Genomic DNA, 18,499 nt, shown 5'->3' with positions numbered 1-18,499 from the left:
TTGAAGAAATACCCTTCCTGTTCCTGCACGTGTCTACTCGCTGACCATCACCGCTTGCCTAAAGTGTTCTGGATCAAGGCGCTGAGAACGCACGTTTACCAGCGCTGGACAAAGACCTGTCCGACGCTTGACAACGAAAAAGGGCCGGACGCGTGGTCCAGCCCTCTTCTTTTCCTCAAGTGCGCGCGGCGGCGATCAGCCCCGGCGGCTCTTGCCCTTCGGGCCGCCACCGTGGCCACCGTGGCTCGAGGCGCCGCGGTGCGGGCCTTCGCGGCGCGGACCGTCGCGGCGCGGCGGCTTGCCGCCACCGTTGAACGGACGGGCCTTGCGCGGCGGACCGTCGTTGCCGCCACGCGGACCACCGCGGAAACCACCGGGGCGTCCCGGCGGCGGCGCGGCCGAACGCTCGAAGCGGATGGCCTTCTCGAAGTCATCGTCTTCCGAACCGGCGGTCTTCTCGACGGTCTGGGCGAAGCGGTCGGCCATGGCGGCCGGGATTTCGACGAAGGTCTCATGCACGAGAATGCGGATCTGGCCGATGACATCGCTCGACACATGGCCACGACGGCACACGACCGGGAGCACCCAGCGCGGCTCGGCCTGGTCCTTGCGGCCGATGTTCATGCGGAACCACACAGCGTCCTCGAAGCCTTCGCCCCGCTTGCCACGGCCCGGCTTCTCGACCTTGCCGAGGAGTTCCTCGGGCTGCGGCATCGTTTCGCGCTGCGCAGCGACGAGAGCCGCGGCGAGGTCTTCGGCCGGAACCTTCTCCATCAGCGCACGGGCGATCTCGCGGTCGTCCTCGGTGATCTCGCGCGGCGCGGTCAGCGCCTCGATGATGCGCTCACGGTCCTTGGCACGAATGACCTCGGGGCCGGGAACTTCGGTCCACTCGGCCGGGATCTTCGCATCGCGCAGCATGTATTCAACGCGGCGACGGCGTGAATGCGGCACGAGCAGGACGGCGGTGCCCTTCTTGCCCGCACGGCCGGTACGGCCCGAACGGTGCTGGAGCGTCTCGGCATCACGCGGGATCTCGACGTGGACGACGAGGGTCAGCGTGGGAAGGTCGATACCGCGCGCGGCGACGTCGGTCGCAACGCACACACGAGCACGCTTGTCACGCAGCGCCTGGAGCGCGTTGTTACGCTCGTTCTGCGAGTGCTCGCCCGAAAGCGCCACGGCGGAAAAGCCGCGCTCGACCAACTGCGCGTGCAGGTGCTTCACCTTGTCGCGCGTCGCGCAGAACAGGATCGCGGTCTCGGCTTCGTGGAAGCGCAGGATGTTGATCGCCGCGTTCTCGACGTCCGAGGGAGACACCGTCACCGCCTGGTAGGCGATGTCGCCGTGGCCGCGGCTTTCGCCCACGGTCGAAATGCGCAGCGCGTTGTTCTGGTACTGGCGTGCCAGCTGCTCGATGCCGCGCGGCATGGTCGCCGAGAAGAGCAGCGTGCGGCGCTCGGCCGGGGTCGCGTCGAGGAGTTCCTCAAGGTCTTCGCGAAAGCCCATGTCGAGCATCTCGTCGGCCTCGTCGAGGACAGCCACGCGCAGCTCGGAGAGGTCGAGCTTGCCACGCTCAAGGTGGTCGCGCAGACGGCCGGGGGTGCCCACGACAATCGCGGCGCCCTTCTCCAGCTTCTTGCGCTCGGCCACGGGGTCCATGCCGCCCACGCACGTCACGATACGCGCGTTGGTGGGGGCGTAGAGCCAGCTCAGTTCGCGGCTGACCTGCAGGGCGAGTTCGCGGGTCGGGGCGATGACCAGTGCGAGCGGCGTGCGCGCATAGGGCAGGTCCTCGACCGCAAGCATCTGCTCGGCCATGGCGAGGCCGAACGCCACCGTCTTGCCCGAGCCCGTCTGCGCCGAGACGAGAAGGTCGCGGCCTTCCGCTTCCCCTTCGCAGACAGCCTCCTGCACGGCGGTCAGCTTTTCATAGCCCTGGCCGGTCAGCGCGGCTGCAAGAGGTTCGGGGAGGTGTTCAAAATTGGAAGGCATCAACGGTTCATGCCGCCAAAAAGCGGCCTCTCGGTCAGGGGGATTCGGGAAGCTGGCCCGCACATCGGGCAAACAGTCGGCGCCCCCATAGACGAAAGCGCGCCACAATGCGCGCCCCAATTTCGTTTTCGGGCGATTTTTTATCGAGGCTGTCCCGTTCCGCGCCGGGCCGAGTGCCGGAAATGAACCGCACGCCCCGCCCACTCGAAGGAGAAAGGAGCCCCCCTTTCCCCTTCCCGGCACCAGATTTCAGGAACTTGGCTCCAGCCGCACGGCCATACCGCCGCCGGGAGCCATCCACATGTCGAGGCTGTCCCCTTGCTTCACGGTCTTCGTATCATAGGCAATGGAATGGCGCGTTTCATCGAGATAGGACGCGCCCTCGCCATCCTTCCAGATCGTTGCCGTATACGTCCGCCCCGGATCGAGAAAATCAAAATCCACGCGCACCGTGCGCGGCGTTGCATCGTTGACCCCGCCCACGAACCAGCGCGGGCTCTTGCGATCCTTGCGGGCAAGGACCGCATAATCGCCCACTTCGCCTGCGAGGAGATGGCTTTCCGACCAGTCGGTCGGCACGCTCGAGATGAAGTCCATCTCGCGCGGGTGCTTCTCCAGTTCCTCGATGAAGTCCGCCGCCATCTGGATAGGCGAATAGAGCGTGACGTAGAGCCCAAGTTGCTTGGCCAGCGTGGAAGCGAGCGGCACACCCTCGGCGCCGGTGAGGCTTAGAATGCCGGGGGTGAAGTCCATCGGACCGGACAGCATACGGGTGTAGACCAGCGTCGGCTCGTGATCCGGCCCGTTCGCATAGGCACCCCAGGCGTTGTATTCCATGCCGCGTGCGCCCTCGCGCGAGACCCAGTTGGGCCAGGTGCGGCGAAGGCCGGTGTCCTTGATCGGCTCGTGCGTGTTGACGGCCACGTGGTGCTGTGCCGCGACCTTCACCACGTCGAGGTAGTGGTTCGCCATGCGTTGGCCGTCGTGCCAGGCGGTGCGCACCGCGCCGGACGCTTCGCCATAACGGTCGGTGTCGGCGATGATCCCGCCTGCGTCGGTCACGTATCCGGTCTTCACGACATCGACGCCCAGCCGCTCGTAAAGCGCCATCGCATCGTCGAGCTGGGCTTCGTAGTTGGCGATGTTCCCGCCTGTCTCATGGTGCCCGATGAGACGCACGCCCTTGCTGCGGGCATAGGATGTCACCGCGTCGATATCGAAGTCCGGCACGGCCCTGGTGAAGCTGAAGTCCTGTCCATGCCCCAACCAATTGCCGTTCCAGCCCTTGTCCCATCCCTCGACAAGGACGCCCCGGAATCCATTCTCGGCGGCAAAATCGATATAGGCCCGGGTGCGGGCGGTGGTGGCGCCATGGCGCGGGCCTTCGCCCCAGGTCCAGTCGCCCCGGATCATGCCCCACCAGATGCCGATGTACCGTCCCGGCTCGAACCAGCTGACATCGCCCAGCCTGTTGGGCTCATTGAGGTTGAGTTCCAGGTCGTTCTCGACAAGGCCCGCCGCATCCTCGGCAATGCGGATCGTACGCCAGGGCGTTGCGAAGGGAAGATCGCGCACGACGGCGGGGCCATTGGCGGACGGGGCAAGTTCGGTCCGGTAGCTCTGGCCATCGGCCCGGCGTAGGCGATAGCCCGCGTAATCGACGAGGGCCGCCTCGTGAAACGAGAGGTGCGTGCCGTCCTCCAGCTTCATCGTGATCGGCGTGTGCGCCGTGGACACCGCGTCGATGGCGGTGTGCTGGTAGACCTGCTCGTAGCGGTTCCATTCCCCACCCGCGATCCACCAGGCCTCGCCCTTGGGCGCGATGGTGAAGCCGGTCGCTTCCTCGGCGATGCGCATGGTCTTGAGCGCGGGCTGCTCGGGCAGTTCATAGCGAAAACCGATGCCGTCATCGAAGAGGCGGAAACGGACGTTCATCCGCCGCGCGCCGTCCTCTTCGGACTGCACGAAGCGCACCAGCACCTCGTTGTGACGGTCATGCACGAAGCGGCGCTCGCCCCAGGGCTGCTCCCAGGTCTCTTCGCCCTGTGCCCGCTCGCTGCCCGTGATCGAGAAACCCCGCACCATGGGAAGACCGTCGGCCAGGACGAAGCCCAGCCGACTGGGCGCGACAAGGAGCTTACCCTTGCGCGAGAGCGACCATTCCGGCCGGGCATCGTTGTCGGTCGTCACCCGAAGGACCAGGCTTCCATCGGGCGAACTGGCCGAAACTTCCTTGGGCTCAGCCGCTCCTGCGCGTATCCCATGGCAGGTGGCAAGAACCAGTCCGGCGGCGGCCAGAAGGCGCAGCGGTTTCATCGTTATCTCTCTCCCTCTTCGATCCAGATCGCCGCGTGCGGGGGCAGTTCGTCAAGGCGCCCCTCGCCTGTCCATAGGGCGGCGTCGAAATTGGTATGTGCAAGCAGATTGCCGGCAGCGGTCAGATCCTCCGGCCAAGGCTGCGCGGCTTCGCTGAAGTTGAACACCGCGAGCACGCTCTGGCTCATGTGGCTGCGGCGAAGGACCAGCCGGTGCGCATCGGCGAGCAGCACGGCGCAGCCCCCTTCGCGCAATGCGGGCGAGGCCTTGCGGATCTGCTGCACGTGCACGGTCAGGTTGAGCTGCGAGGCCGGATCGGCCTCTTGCCCATCAACGGCCCGCGCGAGGTTCTGGCCGCTCAGGGGCAACCACGGGTATCCCCCTTGTGTGAAGCCCCCATGCACATCGTCCCCGAGCCAGGGCAGCGGCGTGCGCACCCCATCGCGCGACAGGGTCAGCGGCCAGTTGGCGATGGCCTCCGGGTCCTGCAGCAAGTCGAAGGGGACCTCATCCTGGAGCAGCCCGAGTTCCTCGCCCTGGTAGAGGATGAGATTGCCGCGCAGCGCGAAGAACAGCATCGCCTTCAGGCGGGCGAACGCGGGGCGCGCGTCTTCATCGGCACACCAGCGCGAGAGGGCGCGCGGCGCATCGTGGTTCTCAAAGGCCCAGCTCGGCCAGCCGCCGACCTCGGGCCCGTCCCAGGCCTCAAGCGCCTGCTGGACAAGCGCCGGGGTAAGCGCCGGTGCGTAGAGGAAGTCGAAGCCATAGGCGCTGTCGAGCCGGTCGGGTCCGCGCGTGAATTCGTGCATCTCGGCCAGTGCGTTGCGCCCGCCCACTTCGGCGAGCGAGAAAGTGCCCGGATAGCTGGCAATCAGCGCCTGCAACCGCTCGATGAACTGCGGGATATCGGGGTGCGACTGGTTGTAGGCCTGAAGCTGGAAATCGAAGGGCCGTGTGCGCACCTCGCCGGTATCGGGCGCAGGCGGATTGTCGCGCAGCAGCGGGTCGTGCATCGTGAAGTTGAGCGCATCGATGCGAAAGCCCGCGACGCCCCGCTCCAGCCAGAAGCGCGCCACATCCAGCAGCGCTTCCTGCACCTTGGGATTATGGACGTTGAGCTGGGGCTGCTCCTTCAGGAAATTGTGAAGGTAGTACTGCCCGCGACGCGCGTCCCAGCACCAGGCCGGACCGCCGAACACGGACTGCCAGTTGTTGGGCGGGGAGCCGTCGGGCTTGGGGTCTGCCCAGACGTACCAATCGGCATGCGAATTGCGGCGCGAGGCCCGGCTCTCGACAAACCAGGGATGCGCATCGGAGGTATGCGCGTAGACCTGGTCGACGATGACCTTGAGGCCCAGTTCTGTGGCGCGCGCGACCAGGGCATCGAAATCCGCGAGCGTCCCGAAGATCGGATCGACGTCGCAATAGTCGGCGATGTCATAGCCGAAGTCCGCCATGGGCGAGGTGTAGAACGGGGAGATCCAGATCCCCTCGACACCCAGGCGCGCCACGTGGTCGAGGCGCTGCGTGATGCCCGCGAGGTCTCCCACGCCATCGCCGTTGCTGTCCAGGAAGCTGCGCGGATAGATCTGGTAGATCGTCGCACCGTGCCACCAGGCACCAGCTTCGCGGTCGGTTTGATTTGCCACAGGGCTCGTCATGCTGCGCAGTATCCCTTTTCGCATGTCACTGTGCGCCGAAGTCCGCCAGAAACTAACGCCGAGCCTCGCACAGGGCGAAGCCGAAGGGGGCCAGCGTGATGGCGAGACTTCCCGCTGCAATCGATTTTGTAACGCAGCCGTGGCCCGCAATCTCGCGGAACTGCACTGAGTTTGGATCGACTGCCACCACAGCCTCTAACGCCTGCCCCGAAGTATTGAAAACCATAACAATTTCATGGCCATCGCGCGGATCGAAGCGCGAGACCGCAAAGAGCCCGGGGGCGGTTTCGGACGCCGCGCGCAGCCGTGTCGCGCCGCTCTGCAGAGCTGGCGTGTGCGCACGCAGCTGCGCCATCTGCGATATGAAGCGATAGAGCGGATGCGTGGTATCGAAATTGGCCTCAGCGCTTGTCGCGTCGGTGCCCAGCAGGTCCTGCGTGTTGAAGGCGGCGACCTGCGAGGCGAACATGTCCTGGCGCGCCTCCTTGTCACCGCCGGTGCCGACAAAGCCCTGCTCGTCGCCTGCATAGATCGTGGGGACGCCGCGCAAGCTCAGCAGCAGCGCGTGGGCGAGCGTCACCCGCGCAAGAAGCTCTTCGCGCGAGATGCCGGGGTTGGCCTTCTCCAGAAGCATGGCGATCCGGCCCGCATCGTGGTTGCCCAGGAACGTAGGCAGCCGCTTGGCCGCTTCGACTCCACCCGCATAGAGCGTATCGTCCATCGGCATCCGGGCGAGGTCAGCCTGGCCGCCACCTGCCGAAAGAGCATGGATCACCGCGTACATCAGGCCGAAATCGAGCACGGCGGGAAAATCGGCCGCATGGGTCCAGGACGCGAGCAACGCCGGGTCGTAACGCTCGGTCGCGACTTCGCCGAAGATGTGGAAGTTGGCAATGCCCGCCTTTCGCGCCCGCTTTTCCATTGCAGGTACGAAAGCCTGCCAGAACTCGGGATTTACATGACGCGCGGTATCGATCCGGAAGCCGTCTATGCCATAGCGATCTATCCAGGCGCCGTAGATCTCGATCATCCCCTCGACAACGCGCGGATGTTCGGTCGCCAGGTCATCAAGGCCGATGAAATCGCCGTACTGCGCGCTCTCCCCGGTCCAGTCGGTGTCGCCCCGGTTGTGGTAGTAGATCGGGTCGTTAAGCCACTTCGGGGTCTTCGCCGCGCGTTCGCCCTCCGGCACGCGCGGGGCATAGGCAAAACCGGGATCGGTCAGCTTCGCCCAGTTGGCAGGTGCGCGATCGTGGTCGCCCGCAAAGCCCGGGTTGATCGGCGCCCCCTGAACCCCGCCTCGGGTCGAGAAGGGATATTGGGCCTTGCTGCGGTAGGCATAGCCGTTCTCTTCGCCATCGGTATAGGTGATCACGTCGGCTGTGTGGTTGACGATGATGTCCATGTAGACCTTGAGGCCGCGCGCATGGGCCGCTTTTACGAAGGCGGCGAACTCGGCCTCGGTGCCAAGGTGCGGGTCGAGTGTCGTGAAATCGGTGATCCAGTAGCCGTGGTAGCCGGCGCTCTCCTGGCCCGACGCGCCTTGCACCGGCTTGTTGCGAAAGACCGGGCCGACCCAGATCGCGGTGGCGCCCAGGCCCTGGATATAGTCCAGCCGCGAAGTCAGTCCCGCCAGGTCGCCGCCATGATAGAAGCCCTTGTCAGCCGGATCGAAGCCCGTCGCGAGCCTGTCCCCTGCGTACCCTCCCCGATCATTAGCGGGATCGCCGTTCTCGAAGCGGTCAGGCAGGAGAAAGTAGATCACCTCCTGTTCGGGCGCACGCGCGCGCAGGGCGGCCAGCGCGTCGGACGGCTCCGCGTCCCGTGAATGCCCAGCGCTGGACAGCAGTGCCAGGCTTGAAGCCGCAAGGGCCAGCGTCGTGGCTCGGATCATCGTGGCCTCCTCGAAAGAGATCGCGGGGGTAAAAGCGGGTCAGGGGTGGGCCCGGCCGGGACGTTCAATCGGACAGTCCCACCCCCGAGGTGTGGCCGCAAGGTCCGGTCCGGGAGGAGCCAGTCCGGGCCTTGCTGCCGAAGCGGTCAGAACTTGTAGGTGAACCCGGCGAGGAACCGGCGTCCATAGCTCTGGTAATCAATCACCTGGCGCGCATCGCCGGGATTGGCGGTGATGAAGGGCTCGTCGGTCAGGTTCTGCCCCTGGAGGTAGAGCGAGAGCCCCTCCAGTGCGCTGCCCGGCTGGAATTCGTAGCCCAGCTGCCCGTCGACGATGAACTCCGAGGCCGCACGGCGCCGCACGCGCGCCGCACCGAAGCCGGAAACCTCGCCCACGAAGGTCGAACGATAGCGCACCGAACCGCGTGCGCTGAAGCCTGCCTTCTCGAAGTAGGCCGTGCCGTTGGCCACCCACTTGGAATAGCCCGGCAGGTCCTCCGAAGCGCCGCCCGGCACCGGCGAGATCTTCGTTTTGGTATAGGCAACAGAACCCGTCACACCGAAGCCTTCCAGCGCCTCGACGAAAGTTTCGAAGGGAAGTGTCGTCGCCACTTCCACGCCGTAGAGCTTGCCGCCCTCCCCGTTCACCGGAACATTGAGCTGGGCATAGGGCGCAATCGTGATGCCATCGCCCGGGCTCGGCAACGCCAGCGCCGAGGTGGGCACCGTCACGTCCAGATTGTAGACGTAGCTCTTGAGATCCTTCCAGTAGAACTGCGCGGCGATGTAGCCCTTGCTCGCGAAGTACTTCTCGAAGGTGAGGTCGATGGCGTTGGCGCGCCAGGGGCGAAGATCGGGGTTGCCCGAAGAGCCGGTCACCTGCGCCACGTCACCCGTGACGGTGTAGCCCCAGCTGAGCGAGGCGCGCATATCGTCAAGGCGCGGGCGGATGATCTCGCGCGCGGCGGCAAAGCGGATCACGAAATCGCTCGGGAAACGCAGCGAGAGGTTGAGGCTGGGGAGCACATCAAGGTAGTCGGTGCTCTCGTTGCGCTCCGAAGCGCCAATGTCGGGCGAACCATTGGCGTTGGTTCCCAGGTACACCGCCGTCGCCCCCTTCGAGTTCTGGTCGACCCAGTTGGCCTGCACACCCACGTTGCCGGTCAGATGCGCCGAGCCGATCTCCGCATCGATGTTCGCCTGGGTATAGGCGGTCATGATCTTCTCGCGGATCGCGTAGGCCTTGACCACGACATCGCCGTAGGGGTTGGCCACAAGGTTGTAGAGCCCGGCATCGACCAGCGCGACCGGATCGTAGCTGACCATCGAGCCCAGCCCCAGATAGTCGAGGTCGGTTGCGCCCAGGCGCGCGTCCTCGGGGATCGGGACCGAGACCGTGCCATCGGTGTTGGCGGCAAGGCCCAGGAAATACTCCTCGGGCACCAGCCGCTTGGAGCGGGTGGTGTAGTTGAGCCCGGCCTGGACCGAACGCAGCGGCCCGCGATCAATCTCCTTGGCGACTTCGAGGCGCAGCTGCCACAGCTCGTCCCGGATCTTGCGGTCGTTGTAGTAGCCGTCCTGCCCGCCGGTGATGGTCGTCCCGTCCGGCCCGATCTGCGTGCCGCCCCAGCCTTGCGGGCTGGTCAGCTGGATCAGATCGTAGTCGGCATAGTCGAGCAGGTGGGTAAACACCGTCCCGCCCGAGGAACTGGAAAAGCCGATGGTGTCGGTCGCGCCCTCACCCGCGCGGCCCGTGCCCGAGTAGGTTTCGACCACGAGTTCGTTGCGGTCGGTGCGCGAGTAGCTGACGTCGGCAACGGCGTTCCAGCCATCGTCGCCCTTCCAGGTGTTGTTCCACCCGAACGAGTAGAGCTTGGCGTGGCGCTGGAACGCGTCGTTACGCAGCACACCCTTCACATCGTCGAAGGCCCCTTGCGTGATGAGACCGTCCGAGGCGCTGTAGTCGTCCTGAAGCGAGGCCCCCGACCAGAACAGCGGCAGCTCGATCCCGCGCTTGAACTGGTCGTCCTTGAAGTCGGAATAGAACGCATCGAGTGTCGAGGTGAAGTTGGGAGACGGGCGCCATTGCAGCGTGCCGTTGAGCCCGAGGCGCTTGAGCTTGGTCGAGGTGACATAGGACTTCGAGCCCCCGATCACGCGGTTGCCGTCCGGCCCATCGGCGTAGCCCCAGGCGTTGAATTCCTCGACCTGATAGGGCTCATCCAGATAGCTGGCGCCAAGCGCGATGCCCAGGGTGTCGTTCGCAAACTGGTCGACATAGAGCGCGTTCATGCGAAACCCGGTGTCCGAGGACCCTGCATTAAGCTTGCCCTGATCGGTGTAGGTCCCGCGCGCGCCGACGCTGACGATGCGCTTGGTGCCATCGAGCGGGCGGACCGTGCGCATGTCGACCGTGCCGGAGAGACCCTGGCCGATGAGGCTGGCCATCGGTGTCTTGTAGACATTGACCGCGTTGACGATCTCGGACGGGTACTGGTCATACTCGACCGCGCGGTTGTCGCCGGTCGAGGTCTGTTCGCGCCCGTTGAGAAGCGTGGTCGAGAAGTCCGGCGCAAAGCCGCGAATGGAGATTGCGTTCGAGCGCCCGTTGACGCGCTGCGAAGTCAGGCCCGGCAGGCGCGCGATCGATTCCGCGATGGAAGCGTCGGGCAGCTTGCCGATGTCCTCGGCCGAGATCGATTCCACGATCTGCTCGGCCTCGCGCTTCTCGCCCACCGCGCTGGCCAGGCTGGCGCGGTAGCCGGTGACGATGATCGCGCCTTCCTCGGTGAGCGGCTCGGCGGCCTCCTGCGCCAGCGCCGTGCCGGGCATGACGGCCAGCATCGCGGCGACCAGTGCGCCCCGTGAAATCGCGACCTTGCTCGCAGTATACGTACGAAAATGCATTCCCTGTTACCTCCCACTACCGCGTGACGGTTCTGAAGACCGATTGCGGCGTCCGCTCCCAAGGGCGAGTGCGCTTCGAAGACGGCGCGACTCATTTCCTGCCTTCGGCATAGACGCGGGATTGGTTACGCATAATATGGCATACGTATACGTAGAGCGAACGGGGCCTCGCGCCGTGGCACCCGGGCAACATACGCAAGACTGCGTGATCGCCCGGAAATCCGCGCCACAAGGCCCGACCGAACGCCGCGATTGTGCGCAGCATGAGAGCGCCAGGGGAGAGGGAGAACTACATGGGGCGCAAGCCTTCCAACCGGCCGACGAGCTTTGACATCGCCTATAGGGCGGGCGTCTCGCAGCCGACCGTCAGCCGGGCGCTCCGCGGCAGCCCATCGATCAGCGAAGCGACCCGAAAGCGCATCGAAACCATCGCACGCGAACTCAACTACTCGGTCGACAAGAATGCTTCCTCGCTGCGCTCGAAACGGACCAACACCATCGCGCTGCTCTTCTTCGAGGAAGACACCCCGGGCGATTCCAAGATCAACCCCTTCTTTCTCGCCATGCTCGGCGCGATCACGCGGCACAGCGCCAAGCGCGGGCTCGACCTGCTCATCTCCTTCCAGCGCATGGAGGACGACTGGCACGTGCGCTATCTCGACAGCCACCGCGCCGACGGGCTGATCCTGCTGGGTTATGGCGACTACACACTCTACCGCAGCCGCCTGCGCGACCTAGTCGAGCATGGCACGCATTTCGTGCGGTGGGGGGCGGTCGACGATCCGGCCTTTGGCGCCGCGATCGGTTCGGACAACGTGCAGGCGGGCCGAATGGCAGGCGAGCACCTGCTGGACCAGGGGCATCGCCGCATTGCCTTCCTCGGCCAGGCGGATGAGCACTACCCCGAGTTCGCAGACCGCTATGGCGGACTGTGCGAGCGCTCGATGCGGCCGGTATCGCCCCCGACGAAGCCCTCCGGCGCGACACGATCAGCCACGAAGACCTTGGCCGCGCGGCCATGCAGGACATCCTTGATGCGGGCACCCAGTTCGACGCGGTCTTTGCGGCCAGCGACCTTATTGCGCTGGGCGCCATGGCGGCCTTGCGCGCTGCGGGAAAGCGCATCCCCGAGGACGTGGCCGTGATCGGCTTCGACGATCTGCCCGCCGCCGCCATGGCCTCGCCCGGCCTCACCACCATCGCCCAGGACATGCGCGCGGCAGGCGAGCGGCTGATCGATGCCCTGCTCGCCCGGATCGAGGAGCGCGCGCCGCCCTCCCCGCTGATCGGCACACGGCTTATCGTTCGTGAAAGCACGATGCCCGGTTAGCTTCGAAACGGACCCAGAAGTGGGCCGCGTATTCGTATGCGTGATTGCCGCAGGCCCCGGCTCGTGCAAAGGCCATGGGCCTGAAGCGCACGGTGGCAGACCATCGGCAGACAAGATGGGAAAGGACGGCCGGATGGCTACAGGCGGCGAGGCCGAATTGCCCGGAGAGGCCACCACACTCTCGGAAAAGCCCCGGCAGGGCTGGCTGGGCCTGTGCAACATCAGCGTCGGTTTCTTCGGCATTCAGGTCGGTTTCGCGCTGCAGAACGCGAACATGAGTCGGGTCTTCCAATCGCTGGGTTCGTCCATCGATGACCTGCCCGCACTCTGGGTGGCCGCGCCGCTGACGGGCCTCCTCGTCCAGCCCGTCATCGGCCACCTTTCGGACCGCACCTGGCTCGGCAGGCTCGGGCGGCGGCGGCCCTATTTCCTGGCAGGCGCACTTCTGGCAGCCGCCTCGCTGCTGGCCATGCCCGGCAGCACGAGCCTCCTGATGGCGGCCCTCCTGCTCTGGACACTGGATGCCAGTCTCAATGTCTCGATGGAGCCGTTCCGGGCCTTCGTCGGCGATATGCTGCGCCGCGACCAGCACACAGCGGGCTATGGCGTGCAGACCGCCTTCATCGGTGCAGGCGCGGTTGTGGGCTCGCTCTTCCCCTACCTCCTCGATCACCTGGGCGTTGCGAATGTCGCCGCAGACGGCGCGATCCCCGAGACGGTGCGGATCAGCTTCCAGGCCGGCGCGGCCCTGCTCGTCATCGCCGTGCTGTGGACCGTCCTGTCCACCCGCGAATATGCACCCGAGGACATGCGCGCCTTTGCGGGTAGCGAAGACGTTGTCACGCAGTCCGCAACCCTGGGCGCGCTTGCGGCACGCAAGCCCACAACGGGGCTGGCCTGGATCGGCCTTGGCGCCGCGCTGGCTCTCGCCGTCTGGCACTGGAGCCTCGAAAAGGAAGTCTACCTCCTCGCCGCGCTGCTTGCCGCCTATGGCCTCGCGGTAAACCTCGCGGCCCGGCGCGCACGGCAGGGCAAGGAAAGCTCGATGCTCACAGGGATCGTGGGTGACTTTGCCGGAATGCCGCCCCTGATGAAGCGCCTGGCCCTTGTCCAGTTCTTCAGCTGGTCGGCGCTCTTCATCATGTGGATCCACACGACACCGGTCGTGGCGAGCACCCATTTCGGCGCCGCCTCGCCGCTCGATCCGGCCTACCAGGAGGCGGGCAACTGGGTCGGCGTGCTCTTCGCGGTCTACAACGGCGTGGCGGCCTTTGCCGCGCTGCTGCTGCTCCCGCTCCTCTCCGCCCGGCTGGGCAAGGTGCGCACCCACGCGCTGTGCCTGCTCGCAGGCGCGCTGGGCTTTGCAGGCTTCCTCGTGGTGCGCGATCCCACCTGGCTGATCGCCTGCGAGATCGGCATCGGTATCGCCTGGGCCTCGATCCTGGCGATGCCTTACGCCATCCTCGCCAGCCACCTGCCGCAAGCCAAGCTCGGCGTCTACATGGGTCTCTTCAACGTCTTCGTTGTCCTGCCCCAACTGCTCGTCGCGACGGTCATGGGGACGGTGATGAAGGCCTTCTTCCCCCAGGCGCCGATCTGGACGATGGCCTTTGCTGCGGGAACGCTGGCTCTCGCCGCGCTGCTTGCGCTTCGCGTCGATCCCGACCAGGCCCGCGCGGCGCCCTAGTCCATGTCCTCGGCGCACGGCGCGCCGCGTGTCGCGGCCTCGTTCGCGCGCAAGCGATAGGCATGGGCGGCGCGGCGGATATGGTTGCGCGCGATGGCGCCCGCCCAGGCGACATCGTGCGCGGTGAAGGCCGCAATCAGGTCGCGGTGGTCACGCTGGCTCTGTTCAAGGTCCGAGACAGTGTAGCGCTCGGCCGTGCGGTGGATGATCACCTGGTTGACGATGATCCGCATCATCTGGTTCAGCGGCTCGGAGCGCGCCGCCGCCAGCAAGGTCGCGTGGAAACGCCGGTTGCCTTCGACGAAGCCCGGGATGTCGGCCTCGCCGCCCAGCGCCGCATCGATGAAGTCGGCGTGGGTGCGCAGTTCCGCGATCTCCTCAGGCGTGATCAGTTCGGCCGCGCGCTCGGCGCAGTGCGCCTCGAGCTTGGCGCGCAGAGTGAAGAGTTCCTCCACCTCGCCATCGGACCACAGCGGCACGAACACCCGCCGCGTGCCGGAGCGCTGCAGCAGCGTTTCGGAGACAAGCCGCGCAATCGCCTCGCGCACAGGCGTGCGCGAGGTGCCACAGTAGCTCGCGAACTCGTCCTCGGGCACGAACATGCCCGGCTCGAAATCGCCCGCCAGAATACCTGCACGGATCTGGCGATATACCTGCTCTGATGTCTTGGCCATGTTCAACTCCCGGAGCGTGCGCCCGGCATTCCTCTGGGTAAACAGTCAGGCTCCCTAGCGCCGGGTGGGTGGGCAGCGCAACGCGTAAAGTGCGCGCGCCGCCCGCCCAACCGCGCCCTGTCAGAAGCTGAAGCCCGCTTCCACGCCGATCTGGCGCAGCGCGCCGGGCGTCAGGAACGCACCGCCGAACTCGGGCGCAGGGATCACCTCTTCCAGGTAGCGCTTCTTGAAGAAGTTGTTGACGAAGCCTGTCAGGTGCCAGCCTTCGCCCTTCAGCCCGGCGCGCAGGTTCACGATGCCATAGGCATCGCGCCGGGTCTGCGAATAGTCCGCCGTGCCTAGCCCGGGGTAGAACACGTCGAAGATCGTGCGGCGCTGCTGATCCTGCACGACATGGAACCAGGTCGGCCCGGTCAGGCGGTAGTCTGCACGGAAGGTGAAGTCGACGCGGTCGCTGACCGGCTGGATCACCGAGGCCCCGACGTTCAGCGTATAGTCGGCCGAGTAGGGCGACTTGTTCCCTTCGGTATCGGGCCGCACCGAATTGGTGATGATCTTGCTGTCGAGGACGTTGCCGCCTGCATCGAGCGTGAAGCCCGGAGCGACTTTCCACACCACGCCCAGTTCCGCCCCCATCAGGCGCACCTTGTCGATGTTGGAGACGACGCGCAAGATCCCGAAGGTGCCGGTGTAGAACTCGAAGAACTGCATGTCCTCGACGATGTTGCGGTAGACTGCACCGTTGATCTGCACATCGCCATTGGCCAGGCCGATCTTGAAGCCCGCCTCCAGCGCGTGGCTCACCTCCTTCTTGTAATCATCGTCAATGGCGAGGTTCGAGCCGAGAAGATCATTGTAATAGGTGTCGATCAGCGCGGCGCTGCCCTGGCTGTTGAAGCCGCCCGCCTTGAAGCCCACACCATAGTCCAGATAGACATTGATGTCGGGCGTGAACTCGTAGCGCAAGGTGACCTTGGGCTGGAGCTGCTCGTAGGCCCGTTTCTGGAATTCCAGCGTGCCCACCTCATAGCCCGGATTGATCGAGGTCCCGGTGATGGGATCGAGGACATCGGGCACGAGCGGAGTGACGGTGCGCTCCTCGCGGTCGAAACGCAGCGCACCCGACAAGGTGAGTGCCTGCGTCGGGCTCCACTCCAGCGACCCAAAACCGGCGTAGACATTGGTCTTGAAGCGGTCGTTGAAGAGCTGCGAGGTCTGGTTGGGTGTGCCGGGCGCATTGTAGAGGTTGGAATTGACCGGCCCACCGTCATCCTCGTTGAGCGCGGTCGCATAGTGGCGGTTGATGTGGAGGTAATAGGCCCCGACCGACCATTGCAGCGGCCCACCGGTGTCCGAAGCAAGCCGGATCTCCGCGCTGATGTCGCGCTGGTCGCGCAAGGTCACCTGAATACCGTCGCAGGCGGTCGGGCTATAGGCGCCAAGCGTCGAGCCGCCGGGCGTCGGCGCCAGATAGAGCGGAGGTGCCAACACCACACCCGCATCGTAAAGCGCCGCAGTCGAGGCGATGCACGCGGCCTGGCCGTTGAAGCGCCCGAACGAGGCAGCGGTCGTGTCCGCATAAAATGTCTCGTCGATGTCCGAGAAGGACACCCAGGTCGTCAGCTTCGCTCCATCGAAGGCGTAGTCCGCCTTGAGCGAGGCCTCGATCGTGCGCAGGGTGTCTATCGAGGGGACGTTGCGCTGCCACTCGAAACGCGCGGTGTTCACGTTCTGGTAGTATTCCGGGATGCCCAGCGCGCTGGCAAAGTCGGGCATCTCGAAAGCCGCGTTGTAGTTGAGCGCCGCGGCCTCGATCTTGTTGTAGCGAAACTTGGCATCAAGGCTCAGCCGGTCCGTCGGCTCGGAAACGAGACGTCCGCCCAGCCCCCAGCCTTCGTACTGGTCGATGGTCTTGCCGCGCGTGCGCGGATCGGGTCCGGTGTTGGTGTAGAAGCCGTCGGTCGCGCGGTACTGGCCGAAGAGGACAAAACCGGTGTTGTTCCCAAGCGGCCCCGAGATCGATCCTTCCAGAAGCTTGCTGTCCTGCGTCGCCCAATAGGCACGCCCTTCGGCCTCGAGACGGTCCGAGGGCTTCTTCGTTGTCATCACGATCACGCCCGCGGTTGCGCCGCGTCCGTAGTAGGCGCCCTGCGGTCCCTTGAGGATCTCGAACTGCTGGAGCGCGCCCTGGTACTGGTTGACCGCCGCCGTGTTGGTCTTGAGAATGCCGTCAACGACCAGCGCGACGTTGTTCTCCGCATCACGCGCGCCGTTGACGCCGCGGATATTGATCTGCGCATCGCCGACCTGCGCGGCGTTGGAGACGATCGTAACGCCCGGCGTTGCCGCAATCGCCTGCTCGGTCGTCACGATTCCCTTGGCTTCCAGGTCCGCGCCGGTCAGCACCGTGACCGAGGCGGGCACGTCGCTCAGGCTCTCGTTCTGGCGTCGCGCGGTAACGGTGATCTGATTGCCGACCAGTTCCGCTCCCGAAGAGGTGGACTGCGCCGCGACCGGGTTGGCGCCCACAACGCCAAGCGCGACACCTGCGAGAAGAATTACCTTCTTGTGCTGCATCTGATGATTTCCCCTGAACCTCGAATTGTCTTACTTTGCAAACATTTCATCGAGCGCCCGGCCGGTTTCGGCTCTTGGCGGCATCAAGGTGACTGCGATTTACATGTTTGTACACAAAAATATTCAAGCATCATTCGCAAAACATCGCACCTAGCCCTAATGACGCAATTTACAGCAAGGTAATGCGCGCGACAGGCACTGGCATCTGGACCGCGAAATCCATTTCGTGTACAGTTTTGAAAACACCTCCAGCGGAAGGCACGAAAGGCAGCCACCAGCCTTCGCCCGCCCCACCCACCGCTCCGCACATGCAATGCGCTCCAGGCCCTCCCCGGTCCTGAGCCAAGGAAAGGCCCGAACCGCGTGACGGTAAAGTCGATCGAATTCATGGAAGTAGGCCCGCGCGACGGCCTGCAGAACGAAAAGACATTGATCTCGACCCAGGACAAGCTCGAACTGGTGCGCCGCGCCATCGACGCCGGTGCCCGCCGCATCGAGGTGACCAGCTTCGTGAACCCGCGCCGCGTGCCCCAGATGGCCGATGCGGCCGAGGTCTGCGCGGGATTGCCCGAGGTCGAAGGCGTTCTCTACACAGGCCTCGTCATGAACGCGAAGGGCGGCGAGCGCGCCATCGCCACGGGACGCATCCACGAACTCGGTGCCGTCTGCGTCGCCTCGGACCGCTTCGCCATCGCCAACCAGGGCCAGACCAGCCTCGAATCGGTCGACGCCGCCAAAGGCCTCATCGCCATGGCCCAGGATGCGGGCCTGCGCGGCCAGGCCACCATCGGCGCGGCCTTCGGCTGCCCCTTCGAGGGCGAGATCGCCGAGGAGCACGTCGTCGAAATGGCCCGCAAGCTGGCAGAGGCCAACCCGGTCGAGATCGCGCTGGCCGACACCATCGGCGTCGCCGATCCGGCCCACGTCTCCCGCCTCGTGCGCGCCGTCAGCGAAGCGATCGGCCCTACCCCTGTGCGCGTCCATTTCCACAACACCCGCGGCACCGGCATCGCCAATGTCTGGGCGGCGGTGGAAGCGGGCGCACGCGTCGTCGATGCCGCCCTCGGCGGCCTTGGCGGCTGCCCCTTCGCCCCCGGCGCGGCCGGTAACGTCGCCAGCGAGGACGTGGTCTACATGCTCCACCGCGCAGGCGTTGCGACCGGCATGGATCTTGGCAAGCTTGTCGACGCAAACCAGTGGCTTGCCACGGTCATGGAGCGCACCCTGCCGTCCATGGTCGCCCGCGCACCCGCCTTTCCCAAGCCGGTCGAAACCGCCGAGGCCTGAGCGTGGCGGCGGCGCCAACTTATCCGATAGGCGGGACCAGCCTCCGCCTGGCGGATGTTTGTGCGCCAGTCGTTTTCATATTCCCCCGACTTGCGGCCTATTCGCTGGCGCATAGTCTTCGAACAAGGTGAAACACATGACCTATCGTTTGGGTGTCGACGTTGGCGGCACC

General features: G+C 65.5%; 9 protein-coding genes and 1 pseudogene. 3 read left to right on the top strand and 7 right to left on the bottom strand.

Translation table 11 applies throughout. The features are described from left to right. Nucleotides 1–195: 195 nt before the first annotated feature. The 5 genes from MBENS4_RS18100 to MBENS4_RS18080 all read right to left on the bottom strand — a co-directional run bounded on the left by MBENS4_RS18100 (nt 196) and on the right by MBENS4_RS18080 (nt 10,709). On the bottom strand, nt 196–1,995 hold the full coding sequence (locus MBENS4_RS18100) for a DEAD/DEAH box helicase (RefSeq protein WP_039393413.1): 1,800 nt from the start codon (nt 1,993–1,995) through the stop codon (nt 196–198). Between the two features lie 249 nt (nt 1,996–2,244). Further along, on the bottom strand, nt 2,245–4,311 hold the full coding sequence (locus MBENS4_RS18095; protein WP_039393412.1) for a glycoside hydrolase family 97 protein: 2,067 nt from the start codon (nt 4,309–4,311) through the stop codon (nt 2,245–2,247). 2 nt (nt 4,312–4,313) lie between these two features. Then, on the bottom strand, nt 4,314–5,972 hold the full coding sequence (locus tag MBENS4_RS18090; protein ID WP_052322515.1) for an alpha-amylase family glycosyl hydrolase: 1,659 nt from the start codon (nt 5,970–5,972) through the stop codon (nt 4,314–4,316). Between the two features lie 52 nt (nt 5,973–6,024). After that, nucleotides 6,025–7,866 carry an alpha-amylase family glycosyl hydrolase gene (locus tag MBENS4_RS18085; RefSeq protein WP_084592228.1) on the bottom strand — a complete coding sequence of 614 codons (1,842 nt, stop codon included), beginning with the start codon at nt 7,864–7,866 and terminating at the stop codon, nt 6,025–6,027. Between the two features lie 146 nt (nt 7,867–8,012). Then, complete coding sequence (locus MBENS4_RS18080; protein WP_039395405.1) at nt 8,013–10,709, bottom strand: TonB-dependent receptor; 2,697 nt, start codon at nt 10,707–10,709, stop codon at nt 8,013–8,015. A gap of 356 nt (nt 10,710–11,065) precedes the next feature. On the opposite strand from MBENS4_RS18080, the pseudogene MBENS4_RS18075 reads away from it, so the two are divergent. Beyond that, nucleotides 11,066–12,102: pseudogene (locus MBENS4_RS18075) on the top strand (LacI family DNA-binding transcriptional regulator). 133 nt (nt 12,103–12,235) lie between these two features. Then, the gene (locus tag MBENS4_RS18070; protein WP_052322513.1) at nt 12,236–13,789 is read left to right on the top strand and encodes an MFS transporter; all 1,554 of its coding nucleotides are present in this window, start codon (nt 12,236–12,238) and stop codon (nt 13,787–13,789) included. Here MBENS4_RS18070 and MBENS4_RS18065 read toward each other — a convergent pair. Together MBENS4_RS18065 and MBENS4_RS18060 are read right to left on the bottom strand one after the other, a co-directional pair. Continuing rightward, nucleotides 13,786–14,463, bottom strand: coding sequence for a GntR family transcriptional regulator (locus tag MBENS4_RS18065; protein ID WP_039393405.1), 678 nt, complete (start codon nt 14,461–14,463; stop codon nt 13,786–13,788). The two genes, MBENS4_RS18070 and MBENS4_RS18065, sit on opposite strands and share 4 nt — an antisense overlap. 120 nt (nt 14,464–14,583) lie before the next feature. Then, entirely contained in the window at nt 14,584–17,040 is a 2,457-nt protein-coding gene (locus tag MBENS4_RS18060) for a TonB-dependent receptor (RefSeq protein ID WP_039393404.1), read from the bottom strand. A gap of 363 nt (nt 17,041–17,403) precedes the next feature. Here MBENS4_RS18060 and MBENS4_RS18055 point away from each other — a divergent pair, with 363 nt between their 5' ends. Beyond that, nucleotides 17,404–18,327, top strand: a complete 924-nt coding sequence (locus MBENS4_RS18055) for a hydroxymethylglutaryl-CoA lyase (RefSeq protein ID WP_039393402.1) — start codon at nt 17,404–17,406, stop codon at nt 18,325–18,327. Nucleotides 18,328–18,499: the final 172 nt, after the last annotated feature.

The sequence above is a fragment of the Novosphingobium sp. MBES04 genome, from assembly GCF_000813185.1.
GTDB classification, from domain to species: Bacteria; Pseudomonadota; Alphaproteobacteria; order Sphingomonadales; family Sphingomonadaceae; genus Novosphingobium; species Novosphingobium decolorationis.
Note: the sequence above shows the minus strand (reverse complement) of the source record. Positions and strands in the feature narration are given on the sequence as shown.